Here is a 16392-nt window from a genome sequence, read left to right on the forward strand (position 1 = left end):
ATAATAATATTCGGATTTTGGAGGTTGCCAGTTCATGAAATTTCGTCGTAGTGGTCGACTTGTTGATATGACAAACTACTTGCTTCATCATCCACATTCTTTAGTGCCGTTAACCCATTTTTCTGAAAAGTATCAATCTGCTAAATCCTCTATAAGTGAAGACTTAACCATTATTAAAGAAACTTTTGAGCAGCAGGGAATAGGAACGTTGTTAACAGTTCCTGGTGCAGCAGGTGGAGTCAAATTCATACCAAAGGTTGCGATAAGTGAAGCAAAGCAATTTATTGAAGAACTTTGTGAATTTATTGCAAAACCTGAGAGGCTGCTTCCGGGTGGATACTTATACTTAACTGATTTATTAGGCACTCCTTCAATTGTTAATAAAATAGGCCGGCTTTTTGCAACGGTTTTTAGTAACAGGAAGATCGATGTTGTTATGACTGTTGCAACAAAAGGGATTCCGTTGGCTTATGCAGTAGCAGCACAACTGGATGTACCGGTGGTTATTGTAAGAAAAGACAGTAAGGTAACAGAAGGATCAACTGTAAGTATTAATTATGTTTCAGGCTCATCTAAGCGTATTCAAACTATGCTGCTAGCTAAACGAAGCTTAAAAGAGGGATCTAATGTATTAATTATAGATGACTTCATGAAAGCTGGAGGCACCATAAATGGGATGGTAAGCCTTCTTGAGGAATTTAAGGCAAAGGTAGCAGGGATCGGTGTTTTAGTCGAGACTGAGGGCGTTGAAGAGCGGTTGGTGGATCAATATGTTTCACTGGTAAAATTAGCTGATGTCGACGTTCGTGAACGAAATATCCAAGTAACAGATGGAAGCTACTTCCAAATTGTTAATGAAGAAAAGATTGGAGAGGATTTCAATGAGAACAGTTAGTACAAGCAAAGCACCAGCAGCAATTGGACCATATTCACAAGGAATTATTGTTAATAACGTATTCTACAGCTCAGGTCAAATACCGTTAACAGCTGAAGGAGAAATGGTGACAGGCGATGTTGTTGAACAAACACATCAAGTGTTTCAAAATCTAAAGGCTGTACTTGAAGAAGCAGGAGCTTCTTTAGAAACTGTTATTAAAGCAACAGTCTTTCTTCAGGATATGAATTCATTTGTCCCGTTTAATGAAGTTTACGGTCAATACTTCTCAGAACATAAACCAGCCCGTTCATGTGTCGAAGTAGCAAGACTACCTAAAGATTCTTTAGTTGAAATAGAAGTTATTGCGTTAATTAAATAATGTCTTTTGCCAATCACATACTGTGGTTGGTTTTTTTGTTTTAACAATAGTGAATAGGTTCTATCAACAAAGATGATTGGAGAGGAAATAACAGGGTCAACTACTAAGATGTCGATTAAAATTTCTTTATAAAATTGGTATTTTAATTTCTGTTAAGGAGTAAATTGTTGATTTTCACTATTTTTTGTCAATAAATTTGACCAAAAATAAAAAAAATTTCAAAATAAGGAAGGAATAATAAAAAAAACGTTGAATTAAGTAACTAAAGTTTTTCATATGGGGGAAAAGGTGGTGAACAGAATGGAAGTTACAGACGTAAGATTACGCCGCGTAAATACCGAAGGACGTATGAGAGCAATTGCTTCTATTACGTTAGATCATGAGTTTGTTGTACATGATATTCGCGTAATTGATGGCAATAATGGTCTCTTTGTTGCGATGCCAAGTAAGCGCACTCCTGATGGTGAATTCAGAGATATTGCACACCCTATTAATTCTAGTACACGCGGAAAAATTCAAGATGCTGTATTAGCAGAATATCATCGTTTAGGTGAGCTAGAAGTAGAATTTGAAGAAGCAGGTGCTTCATAAAATAAAGATAAGAACTTTGCCTAATTGGGCAAAGTTCTTTTTATTTTGTCATTATAATAAGTAAAGAACAACCAACCTCTCCATTATCCACTTACCATTTATTTTTCTGACTTTTTAAAAATAATGAACTTTCCTGTCACAAACGTGCGAAAAGGAAAACTTATGCTAAAATTAGAAATATCGTGTACTTTTTTTTGTTGTCTTGAAATAGGACTTATTTTAAGATATATTTTTTATGGATAAAAAGGTGTACTATTATAAACATTCTATAGATTACTTCTAATTGGGGGCCTAAATAATGGATAATCGGTATGCAGTAATTCTAGCTGCAGGTCAAGGCACAAGAATGAAATCTTCTTTATATAAAGTATTACATCCTGTTTGCGGAAAGCCTATGGTTCAGCATGTTTTAGATCAAGTGTCACAACTAACTTTATCTAAAACTGTAACGGTTGTTGGTCACGGAGCAGAAAAGGTACAATCTCAGTTAGGTGACAAAACGGAATATGCTTTACAAAGTGAACAATTAGGAACGGCTCACGCTGTTATGCAAGCTGCTCCATTTTTGGAAAATGAAGAAGGAACAACCATTGTTATTTGTGGTGATACGCCCTTAATAACATCAGAAACAATGTCTGCTCTTCTGTCACATCATCAAGAGTCAGAGGCAAAGGCAACAATTTTGACAGCAAAAGCGGAAGACCCAGCTGGATATGGGCGAATAGTTCGCAACAATAAGGGAACGGTAGAAAAGATAGTTGAGCATAAAGATGCAAGTGAAGCAGAAAGAGAAATAAAAGAAATAAATACCGGTACATATTGCTTTGATAATAAGGAATTATTTGAGGCCTTAAGTCATGTATCAAACGATAATGTTCAAGGAGAATACTATCTTCCAGATGTAATTGAGATTCTACAAAAAGAAGGAAAAATTGTTTCCGCTTATCAAACTTCTTCCTTTGATGAAACATTAGGTGTTAATGACCGAATTGCATTATCACAAGCAGAAAAACTAATGAAGCAACGTATTAATAAAGAACATATGAAAAACGGAGTAACATTGATAGACCCTGATTCAACCTATATTTCTGCTGAGGCATCTATTGGTAAAGATACAGTGATTTATCCAGGAACGATGATTATTGGAGACACGGTCATTGGCGAAGATTGTATCATCGGACCAAATACAGAAATAAAAGACTGCCACATTAACAATGCAACAACAATTAAGCATTCAGTTGCTCATGATAGTGAAATAGGTGCCTCCGTTTCAATTGGTCCTTTCGCTCATATACGTCCACTTTCGACAATATCTGACGAAGTGAAAATTGGTAATTTTGTTGAAGTGAAAAAATCTAAAATGGGCAAAGGCAGCAAAGCATCACATTTAAGCTATATTGGTGATGCTGAGGTAGGTGCAGACGTAAATCTTGGATGTGGTTCAATAACTGTTAACTACGATGGTAAAAATAAATATCTAACGAAAATAGAAGACGGTGCATTCATTGGCTGTAACTCAAACCTAATTGCCCCTGTTACGATTGGAAAAGGTGCATATGTTGCTGCTGGTTCAACAGTAACAAATGATGTACCGGAAAAAGCATTGTCAGTTGCACGGTCAAGACAAGTAAATAAAGAGAATTATGTCGACCGATTAAATAATAAAAATTCCTAATGGAGGTTTTCACTTTACCATGTCAAATCGCTATGGAGATTCTAATTTAAAAATATTTGCACTCAATTCCAACCCGGCCCTCGCAAAAGAAATAGCGGATATTGTTGGTGTTGATTTAGGTAAAAGCTCTGTTACCCGTTTTAGTGACGGAGAAATTCAAATAAATATTGAAGAAAGTATTCGTGGTTGTGACGTATATGTTATTCAATCAACAAGTGATCCTGTAAATGAGCACTTAATGGAATTGTTAATTATGATCGATGCCTTAAAGCGTGCATCAGCAAAAACAATTAACATTGTTATCCCTTACTACGGTTATGCGAGACAAGATCGTAAGGCAAGAGCAAGGGAGCCAATTACAGCTAAGCTTGTAGCGAATCTTTTAGAGACTGCCGGTTCTACTCGTGTTATTACACTGGATCTTCATGCACCACAGATTCAAGGATTCTTTGATATTCCGATTGACCATCTAATGGGGGTACCAATTTTAGGTGAGTATTTCTTAGGAAAGAATTTAGAGGATATTGTCATTGTTTCCCCTGATCATGGCGGTGTGACAAGAACTCGTAAATTAGCTGATAAACTAAAAGCTCCAATTGCGATTATTGACAAAAGACGTCCAAGACCAAATGTGGCAGAAGTTATGAACATTGTAGGTAATATTGAAGGTAAAACAGCAATTTTAATTGACGATATTATCGATACAGCTGGCACTATTACATTAGCTGCTAATGCACTAGAAGAAAACGGTGCAAGAGAAGTTTATGCTTGCTGTACCCACCCTGTTTTATCTGGACCTGCCATTGAGCGTATTGCAAACTCAAAAATAAAAGAATTAGTTGTAACAAACTCAATTCTACTGCCTGAAGAAAAAAGAATTGATAAACTTGTTGAACTTTCAGTAGCACCTTTAATTGGAGAAGCCATTATTCGTGTTCATGAAAAGCAATCAGTAAGTTTACTTTTTGATTAATTGAACTAAAACCTATTCAAGTCATTATGATTTGGGTAGGTTTTTTTATTGCTGTAAATTATAGATAGAATGGATCAACTATAGGTACCGCTTTGACATCCAGCTCCAGTGCTTTTGTATTTATCGACAAGTTTTTGCAAAAAATGTTTATACCTTTCACATTATGGGCAAACAATATATAAGAACGAATTTCGTTAGGAAGGTGTAAACTATGACAACACTACAAGCAATTAAAAGAACTGAATTCACTAACTCTGCAAAAAGAAAGGTACGTGAATCAGGACAAATTCCAGCAATCATTTATGGTAAAAAAGTTGAAAGCAAGCCAGTAGCTTTAGATAGCATTGAACTTATTAAAACATTACGAGAAGAAGGAAAAAATACAGTTATTCATTTAGATGTAGATGGCTCATCACATGCTGTTATGCTATATGATATGCAAACAGATCCTTTAAAGAATGAGATTGTTCATGCTGATTTTCATATAGTGGACATGCAGGCAGACGTAGAGGTAGAAGTACCTCTTCATTTAACTGGTGAAGCTCAAGGAGTAAAGGATGGCGGTGTTCTTCAACAATCCTTACATGAAGTAACAATTAGCGCAAAACCAGGACAAATTCCACAAACAATTGATGTTGATATTGCTAATTTAGCTGTAAATGATGCCCTTTATATAAAGGACTTAACATCAAGCGGTCAATATCAATTTGTTCAGGATGAGGAACAGGTTGTTGCATCAATCTTACCTCCTCAGCAGGAAGAGGAAATTGATAGTGGTGAAGAACAAGAACCTGGAACTCCTACAAATGAAGAAGGCCGAGAGCATAACGAGGAATAAAAACAAGTTTAGCTTAGGTGCAAATAAAGTCTAAAAGTGTCAGTTTTTCATCCTTTATATCGACTTAAAGGAAAATGGAAAGCTGGCACTTTACTTTTGTTCAGAGAATGAATATGCTAAGTAAGATGAATAGTTATAATGTTAGTAAAAACTTATGAACACTAGAAATTGAAATAGATGATTTGATGTGGGTTAGGAGGGTATATATGAAACTCATCGTCGGACTAGGTAATCCGGGTAGGCAGTATGAAAATACAAGACACAATGTAGGATTTAAAGTAATTGACCAACTTTCTGAGGATTTATCGATCCCTCTTGATCGCCAAAAGTATAATGGTATTTATGGAATAGGACATATTTCAGGAGAGAAAGTCATATTATTAAAACCACTCACCTACATGAATTTATCTGGAGAATGTATACGGCCCTTAATGGATTTTTACGATATGGATGTTGAAGATTTAGTTGTGATATATGACGATCTAGATTTACCTGTTGGTAAAATTCGACTGCGAGCCAAAGGAAGTGCTGGTGGTCACAATGGAATAAAATCGATGATCCAACACTTGGGAACCCAAGAATTCAACAGAGTTCGAGTTGGTATTGATCGACCAACAAATGGAATGAAGATTTCAGATTATGTACTTGGTCAATTTACGGAGGCTGATTTGCAAGGCATTAATGAGGCAATCAGTTATTCTGCAAAAGCATGTGAAAGCTGGATTCAACAATCATTTGTTCAAGTGATGAATGAGTATAATTAGTTGAACGTTAACGTGATGGGTGTTTTTAGCCTTTATCATGTATAACCTCCTGAACGAAGGTCCATACTATCAATAAAAACATACCTTTCAGGAGGCTAAACATGGCTTTGCATTATTATTGTAGACACTGTGGTGTGAAGGTTGGAAGCCTTGATAATCAATCACTTTCTAGTCAGCAGCTAGGATTTGATTCTTTAACAAATGACGAACGTCAAGAAATGATTACCTACGAACAAAATGGAGATATGCATGTTAAAACAATTTGCGAGGACTGCCAGGATGCACTACATAGAAACCCTGATCTTCACCAGGTGGATAATTTGATTCAGTAAGGGCTTTGGGTGATACCCAAGGCATTTTTCTGTTTTGATGTGGTGAGTCCTCATTTCAACATGTCATGGCAAAGTACATTACCATTTATGATTAAAATCAAACATACTACAGTTAAACTTAATTGATCAATTGAGAGGGGGGCTCTAGCTTGAATAGTTTGCAGCAATATTTTTATCATAATGATGATTTTAAAACCGTTGTATCTGGTATTGAAGAGGGATTAAAAGAACAGCTTGTTGCGGGCCTATCCGGTTCGGCAAGAACTGTTTTTACAGCATCACTGTATCATGAACTAAATAAGTCGATCTTGATTGTGACACATAACCTTTTCCAAGCTCAAAAAGTCTATGAGGATTTGTTAAACCTAATTAAAGAGGATGTGTACCTATATCCTGTTAATGATTTAATAGCATCAGAGGTAGCTATTGCAAGCCCTGAATTAAAATCACAAAGAATAGAAGTTCTTAACCGACTGTCAGAGGGTAAACAATCTATTGTAGTTGTACCAGTAGCTGGTGTTAGGCGATTGATTCCTCCAAAACAGCTATGGAAGCAAAAGCAATTCAATTTATCATTAGGACAAGATATTGACCTTGACCACTATATTCAAGATTTTATTTCATTAGGATATGAAAGAGTAGACATGGTCAGCTCTCCTGGAGAATTTAGTGTTCGTGGTGGAATTATTGATATTTATCCTTTAACTGAAGAAAATGCAGTTCGAATCGAACTATTTGATACTGAAATTGACTCTATTCGTTCTTTCAATATAGATGACCAAAGATCAGTAGAAATGTTAAAAACGATAACAATTGGGCCTGCTGTTGAAATACTAATAGATGCAGAAGCAAGAAATCGAAGTATAGAAGGTATTGAAGCAGGCTTAGCAAAGAATTTAAAAAAGCTAAAAAATGAGCAACAGAAGGAAATGCTACTTGAGCATATTCAATATGATTTGGAGCGTTTACGAAATAACCAATTTAGTCATGATCTATTTAAGTATTCTTCTCTCCTATATGAGCAGCCTACTAGTTTACTAGATTATTTTCCTACTGATTCAATCGTAATTTTAGATGAGATCAGTAGAATTCACGAAACATATGATCAATTAGAACGGGAAGAGGCAGAGTGGTTTACCGGTTTACTTGAAGAAGGAAAAATTCTACAGGAAATAAAGGTTTCACATTCGTATATGGATGTTATGACAAAAAGTAAACATCCTTCTATCTATCTTTCTCTTTTCTTAAGACATGTACCACATACAAGTCCACAAAATATATTAAATATATCTTGTAAACAAATGCAAAATTTCCATGGTCAGATGCATGTTTTAAAGAATGAACTTGAACGCTTTCAAAAATCTCAATATTCTGTTGTGTTTTTAGGCGTAAATGAGGAAAGAACAAAGAAGCTTGAGGATGTATTAGAGGACTATGAAATTCAGGCAAAAATATTGGGGCAAAACGATCCCTTAATTGCTGGTCAAATTTCAGTTGTTCAAGGAGATTTACAAACAGGATTTGAACTACCAATGCAAAAGCTCGCTGTCATTACGGAGGAAGAGCTTTTTAAGAAACGTGTAAAAAAACAGGTTAGAAGGCAAAAGCTTTCGAATGCAGAGCGAATAAAGAGCTATTCAGAACTAGAAGTTGGCGATTATGTTGTCCATGTTAATCATGGGATTGGTAAATATCTTGGTATTGAAACACTTGAAATAAACGGGATTCACAAAGATTATTTAAATATAAGATATCAGGGCAGTGACCAGCTCTATGTACCGGTTGAACAGATTGATCAAGTGCAAAAATATGTTGGCTCTGAAGGCAAGGAGCCTAAGATTTACAAGCTTGGAGGAAATGACTGGCGCAGGGTTAAGAAGAAGGTTGAGTCTTCGGTCCAAGATATTGCAGATGATTTAATTAAATTATATGCTGAACGTGAAGCAAGTGAGGGATATGCATTCTCACCAGATGGTGAAATGCAGAAAGAATTTGAATTAGCCTTTCCATATCAAGAAACAGAAGATCAAATGCGCTCCATTCAAGAAATTAAGAAGGATATGGAACGTCTTCGTCCAATGGACCGCCTTTTATGTGGAGATGTTGGATATGGAAAAACAGAGGTTGCGATACGTGCAGCTTTTAAAGCTATTGCAGATGGTAAACAAGTTGCATTGTTAGTTCCAACGACTATTTTAGCTCAACAACACTATGAAACCGTTAGAGAACGTTTTCAGGACTATCCTATTAGTGTTGGTCTCTTAAGTCGCTTTAGATCTAGAAAAGAGATTACAGAAACAACAAAAGGATTGGGCAATGGAACTGTTGATATGGTCATTGGGACACATCGCCTTCTATCAAAAGATATAAAATATAAGGACTTAGGATTGCTAATCATTGATGAAGAACAACGTTTTGGTGTTACACATAAGGAAAAGATAAAACAATTAAAGGCGAATGTGGATGTGCTTACGTTAACAGCAACTCCAATTCCAAGAACCTTACATATGTCTATGCTAGGAGTAAGGGATTTATCTGTTATTGAAACGCCACCAGAAAATCGTTTTCCGGTTCAAACATATGTTGTTGAATATAATGGCGCGCTTGTTCGAGAGTCAATTGAAAGAGAAATGTCTCGTGGAGGTCAAGTTTTCTTTCTATATAACCGGGTAGAGGATATTGAAAGAAAAGCAGAGGAAATTTCTATGCTAGTACCAGATGCAAGGGTCACATATGCACACGGGAAAATGACTGAAAATGAGTTAGAATCTGTCATGTTAAGCTTCCTCGAGGGAGAATATGATGTGTTAGTAAGCACAACTATTATTGAAACAGGTGTAGATATTCCTAACGTTAACACGCTTATTGTTAATGATGCAGATAAGATGGGACTATCACAGCTTTATCAGCTGAGAGGACGAGTAGGTCGATCTAACCGAGTAGCTTATGCGTATTTTACGTATCGCAAAGATAAGGTGCTTACAGAAGTTGCTGAAAAAAGGTTACAAGCTATTAAAGAATTTACCGAATTAGGTTCAGGCTTTAAGATTGCAATGAGGGATCTTTCTATCAGGGGAGCAGGGAATCTTTTAGGGGCTCAACAGCATGGCTTCATTGATTCTGTTGGTTTTGATTTATATTCACAAATGCTGAAAGAAGCTATTGAAGAAAGACAAACTGATAAACCAAAACAAAAAGCAATAGATGTTGAAATTGATCTTCAAGTGGATGCATATTTACCTGAATCATATATTACAGATGGTCGTCAAAAAATCGATATGTATAAACGCTTTAGATCAATTACTGAATTACAAGAGCTAGAAGAGTTGCAAGAAGAAATGATTGATCGATTTGGAGAATATCCAGTTGAGGTTGATTATCTTTTCCAAATTGCAAAATTGAAGGTTTTTGCTATTCAAGAACGAGTTGAGTTAATAAAGCAAGATAAAGAAGTCATCACAATTCTCATAGAAGAAGAAGCCAGCAATTTAATTGATGGTCAAAAGCTATTTGACTTAAGTAATAAATATCAACGAATTGTTGGTTTAGGAATGGAAGGCAGTAAATTAAAGCTAACAGTTAATACAAAAGGATTAGCTGTTGAGAAATGGCTTGGCATTACGACCGAACTTTTAAATGGATTATCTCAAGTGAAAAAAGAAGAAATTCTCCAATAAAATAGGTTTAATAAATGCTTCTAAAGGATATTATTAGTAGTTGCTTATCACTTTTATCTTAAAAAATCCGGTAAAGGATGTATATTACTCGAATGGTGAAGGATACTATTTTTAACAAACGATGATTGTTACATAGAAAAAAGCTCCTGTTTAAAAAGGTTTTAATTATTATTTATTTTGTATGCAGGATCAACAATCGTCAATTTCCTATCATCCGATGAAAGTGAGGCAACGTAAGATGAAAGCAACTGGTATAGTTCGTCGCATTGATGATTTAGGTCGCGTAGTAATTCCAAAGGAAATTCGTAGAACATTACGAATTCGTGAAGGAGATCCATTAGAAATATTTGTGGATCGTGATGGTGAGGTAATTTTAAAGAAATATTCACCAATCAGTGAACTTAGCGACTTTTCTAAGGAATATGCAGATGCTATTTATGATAGTTTAGGTCATCCAGTTTTAATCTGTGATAGAGACACATTCATTGCTGTATCCGGTGGTTCAAAAAAGGAATACCTTAATAAGAACATCGGTGAAGTTATCGAGCAGGTTATGGAGGAAAGAAACTCTGTTTTAAAAGCAGATGCTGGAGAAATTCAGGTTGTAGAAGGTTTAAATGAAGATATTAAATCATATACGATTGGACCCATTGTGGCCAATGGTGATCCAATTGGAGCAGTCATTATTCTTTCCAAAGAGCAATCAATTGGTGAGGTTGAGCATAAGGCTGTAGAAACAGCAGCAGGATTTTTAGCTCGCCAAATGGAACAATAAGCTAGAAAAGGGGTGGCATATTGCCACCCCTTTTGCTTTTTAAGAAGGCTATTCAAATATGCTATAATCGGATAGAGGATTTGGAGAGGAGACGGAATGAATAGTCAGAAAAACCATATAAACAAAGCCATGCAAGGTGCAATGATTTTGACTTTAGCGGGCTTGCTTACAAAAATCTTCAGTGCAGCTTACCGAGTCCCTTATCAAAATATCGTCGGGGATATTGGTTTTTATATTTATCAGCAAGTGTATCCCTTTTATGGAATGAGTGTTATTTTAGCAACTTCCGGTTTTCCGGTAATGATTTCAAAGGTAATGAGTGATTATGGATATGGTCATTCTATAAAGGTCCGCTCAAAAATAATGACAATAACTCTCTTGTACCTTATTGCCTTTGGCATGACGTTATCCATTTTCTTATACATATTATCAGCGCCTCTATCCATTTTTATGGGAGACATACATTTAGAACCATTGATTCAATTAGCTGCTGTTTCTTTTTTAATTGTTCCTTTTGTTTCATTGTTACGAGGACAGTTTCAAGCTGATCAAAACATGAATCCAACAGCTACTTCTCAAGTGGTTGAACAAGGTATTAGAGTAACCTTTATCTTATTAAGCTCATACTTTTTAATTAGAGAAGGCTTTGATTTATATATTGTAGGTCAAGGTGCTATCCTTTCTTCCATTATTGGCAGCCTAGCTGGTTTGTTAATACTAATTTATATTTGGGTGAAAAAGGGTTACCGATTTAGTTGGAACCTTACTGCTCCTGTTTCAACCTGGAAAGTCGTAAAAACATTACTTACATACAGCTTAACAATTGGAATAAGTAGTTTATTGCTTATCCTCATTCAGTTAATAGATGCTTTAAATTTGTATTCTCTCTTAGTAAATGGAGGTATGGAGGAAGAAGCTGCGAAGACATTAAAGGGAGTATATGACAGAGGACAGCCTTTAATACAATTAGGAACCGTAGTAGCTACTTCGTTTGCTTTATCTTTAGTACCGGTAATTGCCAATGCTAAGGTTAATAATGATGAAGGATTTATCCGTGAAAAATTAAGGCTATCATTAAAGCTATGCTTTGTTATTGGCGCAGGTGCCTCTGTAGGATTAATCGTCTTAATGAAGTCTATTAATACAATGTTGTTCAGAAATCCATCAGGTACTGAAGTTTTAATGATTCTAAGCGGTTCTGTTTTGTTTACATCCATATGTTTAACTTTATTTGCGATCTTACAAGGATTAGGACATACATTTGTTCCAGCCATAGCTGTTCTTGTTGGAGCTGGAATAAAATTTATTGGTAATGAGCTATTAATACAAATTTTCGGAATTACCGGAGCAGCAATATCTACATTGATAGCTTATATGTTCATATCAATTATTATGATGTTTTATTTAATAAGTAAGGGGTATTCCTTTAGGGGTAATAAAAGCTTATATAAAATAGGTCTATCCTTAATTGTTATGCTTGGAGTATTGTTTCTAACTCTAGAAGTGAATAGTTATATCAATATTCATAGTCGGACTTATTCAACTATAACTGCTTTAATAGGAGTAGTAATTGGTGCCTTTTTTTATGGGATAGCAATTATTAAATTCAATGTCTTTACGAAAGAGGAAATGCAAAGTATCCCGGTTATAAATAAAATTATAAAATAGAGAGGTACATAAATGGCGAAAAAAATTACAATAGTCGGCTTAGGAGCTGGCGATCTTAATCAGTTACCATTTGGTGTATATCAGCTACTAACAAATTCAGAGCACCTTTTTTTGCGAACAAAGGAGCACCCTGTTATTCATGAATTGGATAGCTCGATTAATTATGAGTCTTTTGATTCTATTTATGAAGAAAATGAGGACTTTGACAGAGTGTACCTCAATATTGTTAAGACCCTTTTGGAGCAGGCAGCGAATACAGATATCGTTTATGCAGTACCTGGACATCCTCTTGTTGCAGAAAAAACGGTACAGCTTTTGCTAACAGAAGGTAGAGAAAAAGGGTATATTGTAACGGTTGAAGGTGGACAAAGCTTTCTTGATGCAACCTTTCAAGCTCTGGAAATAGATCCGATTGAAGGATTTCAGTTAGTTGATGCAATGACTTTAAGTAGTGAGCAGTTACAACTACAAGGTCATATTATTATTACACAAGTATATGATCAACTAATAGCCTCAGAAGTAAAGCTAACATTGATGGAACAGTTGCCTGATGATTATAAAGTGATGATCGTTACTGCAGCGGGAAGCAGTCAGCAAGAACTGAAAGAAGTGGAGTTATACGAGTTGGATCGGGAAACGAATGTTCATAATCTAACCAGTGTATATGTTCCACCAATAAAAGAGGAAAAAATGGTTTATCACCAATTTCCAAGGTTCAGAAAGATCATTGCCCAGTTAAGAGGACCAAATGGGTGTCCTTGGGATAAGGAGCAAACACATCAATCTTTAAAGAAATATTTAATTGAAGAGTGTTATGAGTTAATTGAAGCAATTGATAAAGAAGATATTGACCATATTGTCGAAGAGCTTGGTGATGTGCTTTTACAGGTTGTTCTTCATGCTCAAATTGGTGAAGATGAAGGTATGTTTAGTATTGATGACGTTATTTCCGGGATTTCAGAAAAAATGGTCAGAAGGCATCCTCATGTATTTGGAGAAACAGCAGTAAATAGTACAGATGAGGTTTTGGCAAACTGGGATGAAATAAAAAAGAACGAAAAAGGGTCATCAGAAACACAATCGATTTTAGATTCCGTAGCGGGATCATTACCTGCTTTATCTAAGGCATATCATCTGCAGAAAAAGGCTGCAAAAGTTGGCTTTGATTGGCCTTCTATTGACGGCACTTGGGAAAAAGTTAAAGAGGAAATAAAGGAATTTGAAGAAGAAATCTCATTAAAAAGAGATCAGCAACTTATAATGAAGGAATTTGGAGATCTATTATTTGCTTTTATTAACGTAGGAAGACACTATAAAATAGAGCCAGAAGAAGCCCTATCCTCTACAAATGTTAAGTTTACTGATCGTTTTAACTATATTGAGAAACAAGCGAAGCAAAATGGTAAGGAACTAGAGAAGATGACATTAGAAGAAATGGACGAACTCTGGAATGAAGCAAAGACTTTAGATAAAAAGAGGGATGAACAATGAGACTGGATAAATTTCTTAAGGTTTCAAGATTAATAAAAAGAAGAACATTAGCAAAAGAAATTGCTGATCAAGGTCGAATTGCAATTAATGGTACTCCGGGTAAAGCGAGTTCTAATGTTAAAATTGGGGATGAACTTGTTATTCGTTTTGGTCAAAAACTAGTTACAGTTGTTATTGAAGATTTAAAGGAAACGACAAGAAAAGAAGAAGCAACAAATCTTTATCGCGTAGTAAAGGAAGAGAAAATTAATCAAGAATCGTTCGATATGTAACATATTTTAAAGGTTAACTATACTATCGGTGTTAATTCCTAACCAGGTTTATGGTCTTGTTGTTGCTAAGATTTATACACCATTCGCATTTCATATGGCTTGTTCTAAACCGAATTCTAATGACATACACATGTAAAAGAAAATCCTTTATTAGAATTCGGAGGTAGAATATGAGTCAATACTATGAAAATAATGCGTCTGTCCATAAAGGAACAATTCAAGAGCATGATGTAATCATGCGAGGGAGAAAATTATTAGAAATCACAGGAGTAAAACAGGTAGAAAGCTTTGATAATGAGGAATTTTTATTAGACACAGTCATGGGTGCACTAGCAATCCGCGGACAAAACCTTCAAATGAAAAATTTAGATGTTGATAAAGGGATTGTTTCCATTAAAGGAAGCAGAATCTTTGATCTGATTTATCTAGATGAGCAGCATGCGGAGAAAGCTAAAGGACTCTTTAGCAAGTTATTTAAATGAGTTTATCAACACAGTTTTATACAATGATAGCAATGGCAGGAATGGGAAGTTGGATTGGGGCAGCTCTCGATACATATGGTCGCTTTTTAAAGCGGCCATTAAGAGCCAGATGGGTTGTCTTCATAAATGACTTTATGTTTTGGGTCGTTCAAGGACTTATCCTATTTTATCTTTTGTTACTTGTAAATGAAGGTGAACTTAGGATTTATATATTCCTGGCTGTCCTTTGTGGATATGCAGCTTATCAGAGTCTTTTCAAGAAAATATATTTAAGCCTTTTAGAGCGCATAATACAGACAAGCATAAGATTATATAGAATTTTAGTTAATATTGGACGAGCGATGATTGTTAGACCAATAAAGGGACTCATTCAACTAATTATCGTCATTTTATTAGGAACTTTAAATGTTCTTTGGAGTATTATAAAATGGGTCTTTCAATTCCTATATTCATTGGTTAAAATCTTATTAGCACCTCTGAAATGGATTTTTATCCTTTTGTGGAAACTTGTTCCTAGAGGGATAAGGAATTTCCTAATAAGAAATATTGCCAAAATGGCAGGAAATTTCAAAAAAGTCAAGAATACAACTAATAAGATGAAAACCTGGTGGCAACAATTTAGGAAGAAGTAAGGAGGACTAGTATGAGTCTCGAGAGATCGAAGAAAATTACAGAGCTACAATCACAATATGCAATGGAGCAAGAGAGACAACAGCAAATTTCAAACAGACGAAAAAGAGGCTTATTCAGACGATTATTCGTGTTAGGACTATTAGCTATTATCACTTCCTCCATCATTATAACCACCTTATATAAGCAATCAGTTGCAATTGATGAAAAGCTTGAGCAACAGAATAAGCTTGAAGAAGAACTCACAAGTTTACAAAAGGAAGAAAAAATATTAAGAGAAGAAATAGTGAAGCTTAATGATGATGAGTATATTGCTAAGATTGCAAGAAGAGACTATTTCTTGTCAGACGACAATGAGATCATCTTTAATATAAAAGATTAGCCTTGTTGACACTAGTTTTTTTATTTATGTATAATATAATAAAGGTTTGAATGATTTTTTATCTGTTTAAGGAGGAGCATTATTTTTATGTCGATTGAAGTTGGCAGCAAGTTACAGGGAAAGGTAACGGGCATTACGAATTTTGGAGCGTTTGTGGAGTTACCGGGTGGTTCAACAGGACTTGTTCACATCAGTGAAGTAGCCGATAATTATGTGAAAGATATTAACGATCACTTAAAAGTCGGAGATGAAGTAACAGTTAAGGTAATCAATGTAGAAAATGACGGAAAGATTGGCTTATCAATTAAAAAGGCAATCGATCGTCCAGATCGTCCAGAACGCCCAGAGCGTCCACAACGTCAGGAACGTCCAAGAAATTCAGATCGCCCAAGATCAAGAGGAAATGATTTCCGCAACAACAGTAATAATAAAGAAAATTTTGAACAAAAAATGAATCGTTTCTTAAAAGATAGTGAAGATCGTTTAGCTTCATTAAAACGCAATACAGAATCAAAACGTGGTGGTCGTGGAGCTAGAAGAGGATAGCTTGCTGCTTTCATATACATTTTTAAAAAGAGAGAAAACA

General features: G+C 35.3%; 17 protein-coding genes. All 17 read left to right on the plus strand.

Annotated elements, in window-relative coordinates; translation table 11 throughout:
* The first annotated feature begins 34 nt into the window (after positions 1-34).
* The 17 genes from purR to LPC09_RS00370 all read left to right on the plus strand — a co-directional run bounded on the left by purR (position 35) and on the right by LPC09_RS00370 (position 16352).
* Positions 35-895, plus strand: a complete 861-nt coding sequence (gene purR, locus LPC09_RS00290) for a pur operon repressor (RefSeq protein ID WP_231308772.1) — start codon at positions 35-37, stop codon at positions 893-895.
* The gene (locus LPC09_RS00295; RefSeq protein WP_098795102.1) at positions 882-1256 is read left to right on the plus strand and encodes a RidA family protein; all 375 of its coding nucleotides are present in this window, start codon (positions 882-884) and stop codon (positions 1254-1256) included. Before purR ends, LPC09_RS00295 begins: the two co-directional genes overlap by 14 nt.
* A gap of 300 nt (positions 1257-1556) precedes the next feature.
* Positions 1557-1847: a septation regulator SpoVG gene (gene spoVG, locus LPC09_RS00300; protein WP_026562422.1), complete on the plus strand. Its 291-nt coding sequence runs from the start codon at positions 1557-1559 to the stop codon at positions 1845-1847.
* Between the two features lie 298 nt (positions 1848-2145).
* Positions 2146-3522, plus strand: a complete 1377-nt coding sequence (gene glmU, locus LPC09_RS00305) for a bifunctional UDP-N-acetylglucosamine diphosphorylase/glucosamine-1-phosphate N-acetyltransferase GlmU (protein ID WP_231308773.1) — start codon at positions 2146-2148, stop codon at positions 3520-3522.
* Between the two features lie 19 nt (positions 3523-3541).
* Entirely contained in the window at positions 3542-4495 is a 954-nt protein-coding gene (locus LPC09_RS00310; protein WP_231308774.1) for a ribose-phosphate diphosphokinase, read from the plus strand.
* A 211-nt stretch (positions 4496-4706) separates the two neighbouring features.
* Positions 4707-5333, plus strand: coding sequence for a 50S ribosomal protein L25/general stress protein Ctc (locus tag LPC09_RS00315; protein WP_231308775.1), 627 nt, complete (start codon positions 4707-4709; stop codon positions 5331-5333).
* 206 nt (positions 5334-5539) lie between these two features.
* Positions 5540-6097 (plus strand): aminoacyl-tRNA hydrolase, encoded by a 558-nt coding sequence (gene pth, locus LPC09_RS00320; RefSeq protein WP_231308776.1) that lies wholly within the window; start codon positions 5540-5542, stop codon positions 6095-6097.
* A gap of 101 nt (positions 6098-6198) precedes the next feature.
* Positions 6199-6429 carry an anti-sigma-F factor Fin gene (locus LPC09_RS00325; RefSeq protein WP_098795097.1) on the plus strand — a complete coding sequence of 77 codons (231 nt, stop codon included), beginning with the start codon at positions 6199-6201 and terminating at the stop codon, positions 6427-6429.
* Between the two features lie 149 nt (positions 6430-6578).
* Positions 6579-10106: a transcription-repair coupling factor gene (mfd, locus tag LPC09_RS00330; RefSeq protein WP_231308777.1), complete on the plus strand. Its 3528-nt coding sequence runs from the start codon at positions 6579-6581 to the stop codon at positions 10104-10106.
* Between the two features lie 238 nt (positions 10107-10344).
* Positions 10345-10881 (plus strand): stage V sporulation protein T, encoded by a 537-nt coding sequence (spoVT, locus tag LPC09_RS00335; RefSeq protein WP_098795095.1) that lies wholly within the window; start codon positions 10345-10347, stop codon positions 10879-10881.
* Positions 10882-10977: 96 nt separating this feature from the next.
* Entirely contained in the window at positions 10978-12549 is a 1572-nt protein-coding gene (locus LPC09_RS00340; protein ID WP_231308778.1) for a putative polysaccharide biosynthesis protein, read from the plus strand.
* A 12-nt stretch (positions 12550-12561) separates the two neighbouring features.
* A complete protein-coding gene (mazG, locus tag LPC09_RS00345; protein ID WP_231308779.1) occupies positions 12562-14040 on the plus strand; it encodes a bifunctional methyltransferase/pyrophosphohydrolase YabN in 1479 nt (492 codons plus the stop codon).
* Complete coding sequence (locus tag LPC09_RS00350; protein ID WP_098795092.1) at positions 14037-14312, plus strand: RNA-binding S4 domain-containing protein; 276 nt, start codon at positions 14037-14039, stop codon at positions 14310-14312. Before mazG ends, LPC09_RS00350 begins: the two co-directional genes overlap by 4 nt.
* Positions 14313-14482: 170 nt before the next feature.
* Entirely contained in the window at positions 14483-14794 is a 312-nt protein-coding gene (yabP, locus tag LPC09_RS00355; RefSeq protein WP_098795091.1) for a sporulation protein YabP, read from the plus strand.
* The gene (gene yabQ / locus LPC09_RS00360) at positions 14791-15426 is read left to right on the plus strand and encodes a spore cortex biosynthesis protein YabQ (RefSeq protein WP_098795090.1); all 636 of its coding nucleotides are present in this window, start codon (positions 14791-14793) and stop codon (positions 15424-15426) included. Before yabP ends, yabQ begins: the two co-directional genes overlap by 4 nt.
* 11 nt (positions 15427-15437) lie before the next feature.
* Positions 15438-15806, plus strand: coding sequence for an FtsB family cell division protein (locus tag LPC09_RS00365; protein ID WP_098795089.1), 369 nt, complete (start codon positions 15438-15440; stop codon positions 15804-15806).
* Between the two features lie 87 nt (positions 15807-15893).
* A complete protein-coding gene (locus LPC09_RS00370; protein WP_098795088.1) occupies positions 15894-16352 on the plus strand; it encodes a S1 domain-containing RNA-binding protein in 459 nt (152 codons plus the stop codon).
* The last annotated feature ends 40 nt before the right edge of the window (positions 16353-16392 follow it).

The sequence above is a fragment of the Metabacillus sp. B2-18 genome (genome assembly GCF_021117275.1).
In the GTDB taxonomy this organism is placed as follows: domain Bacteria; phylum Bacillota; class Bacilli; order Bacillales; family Bacillaceae; genus Metabacillus.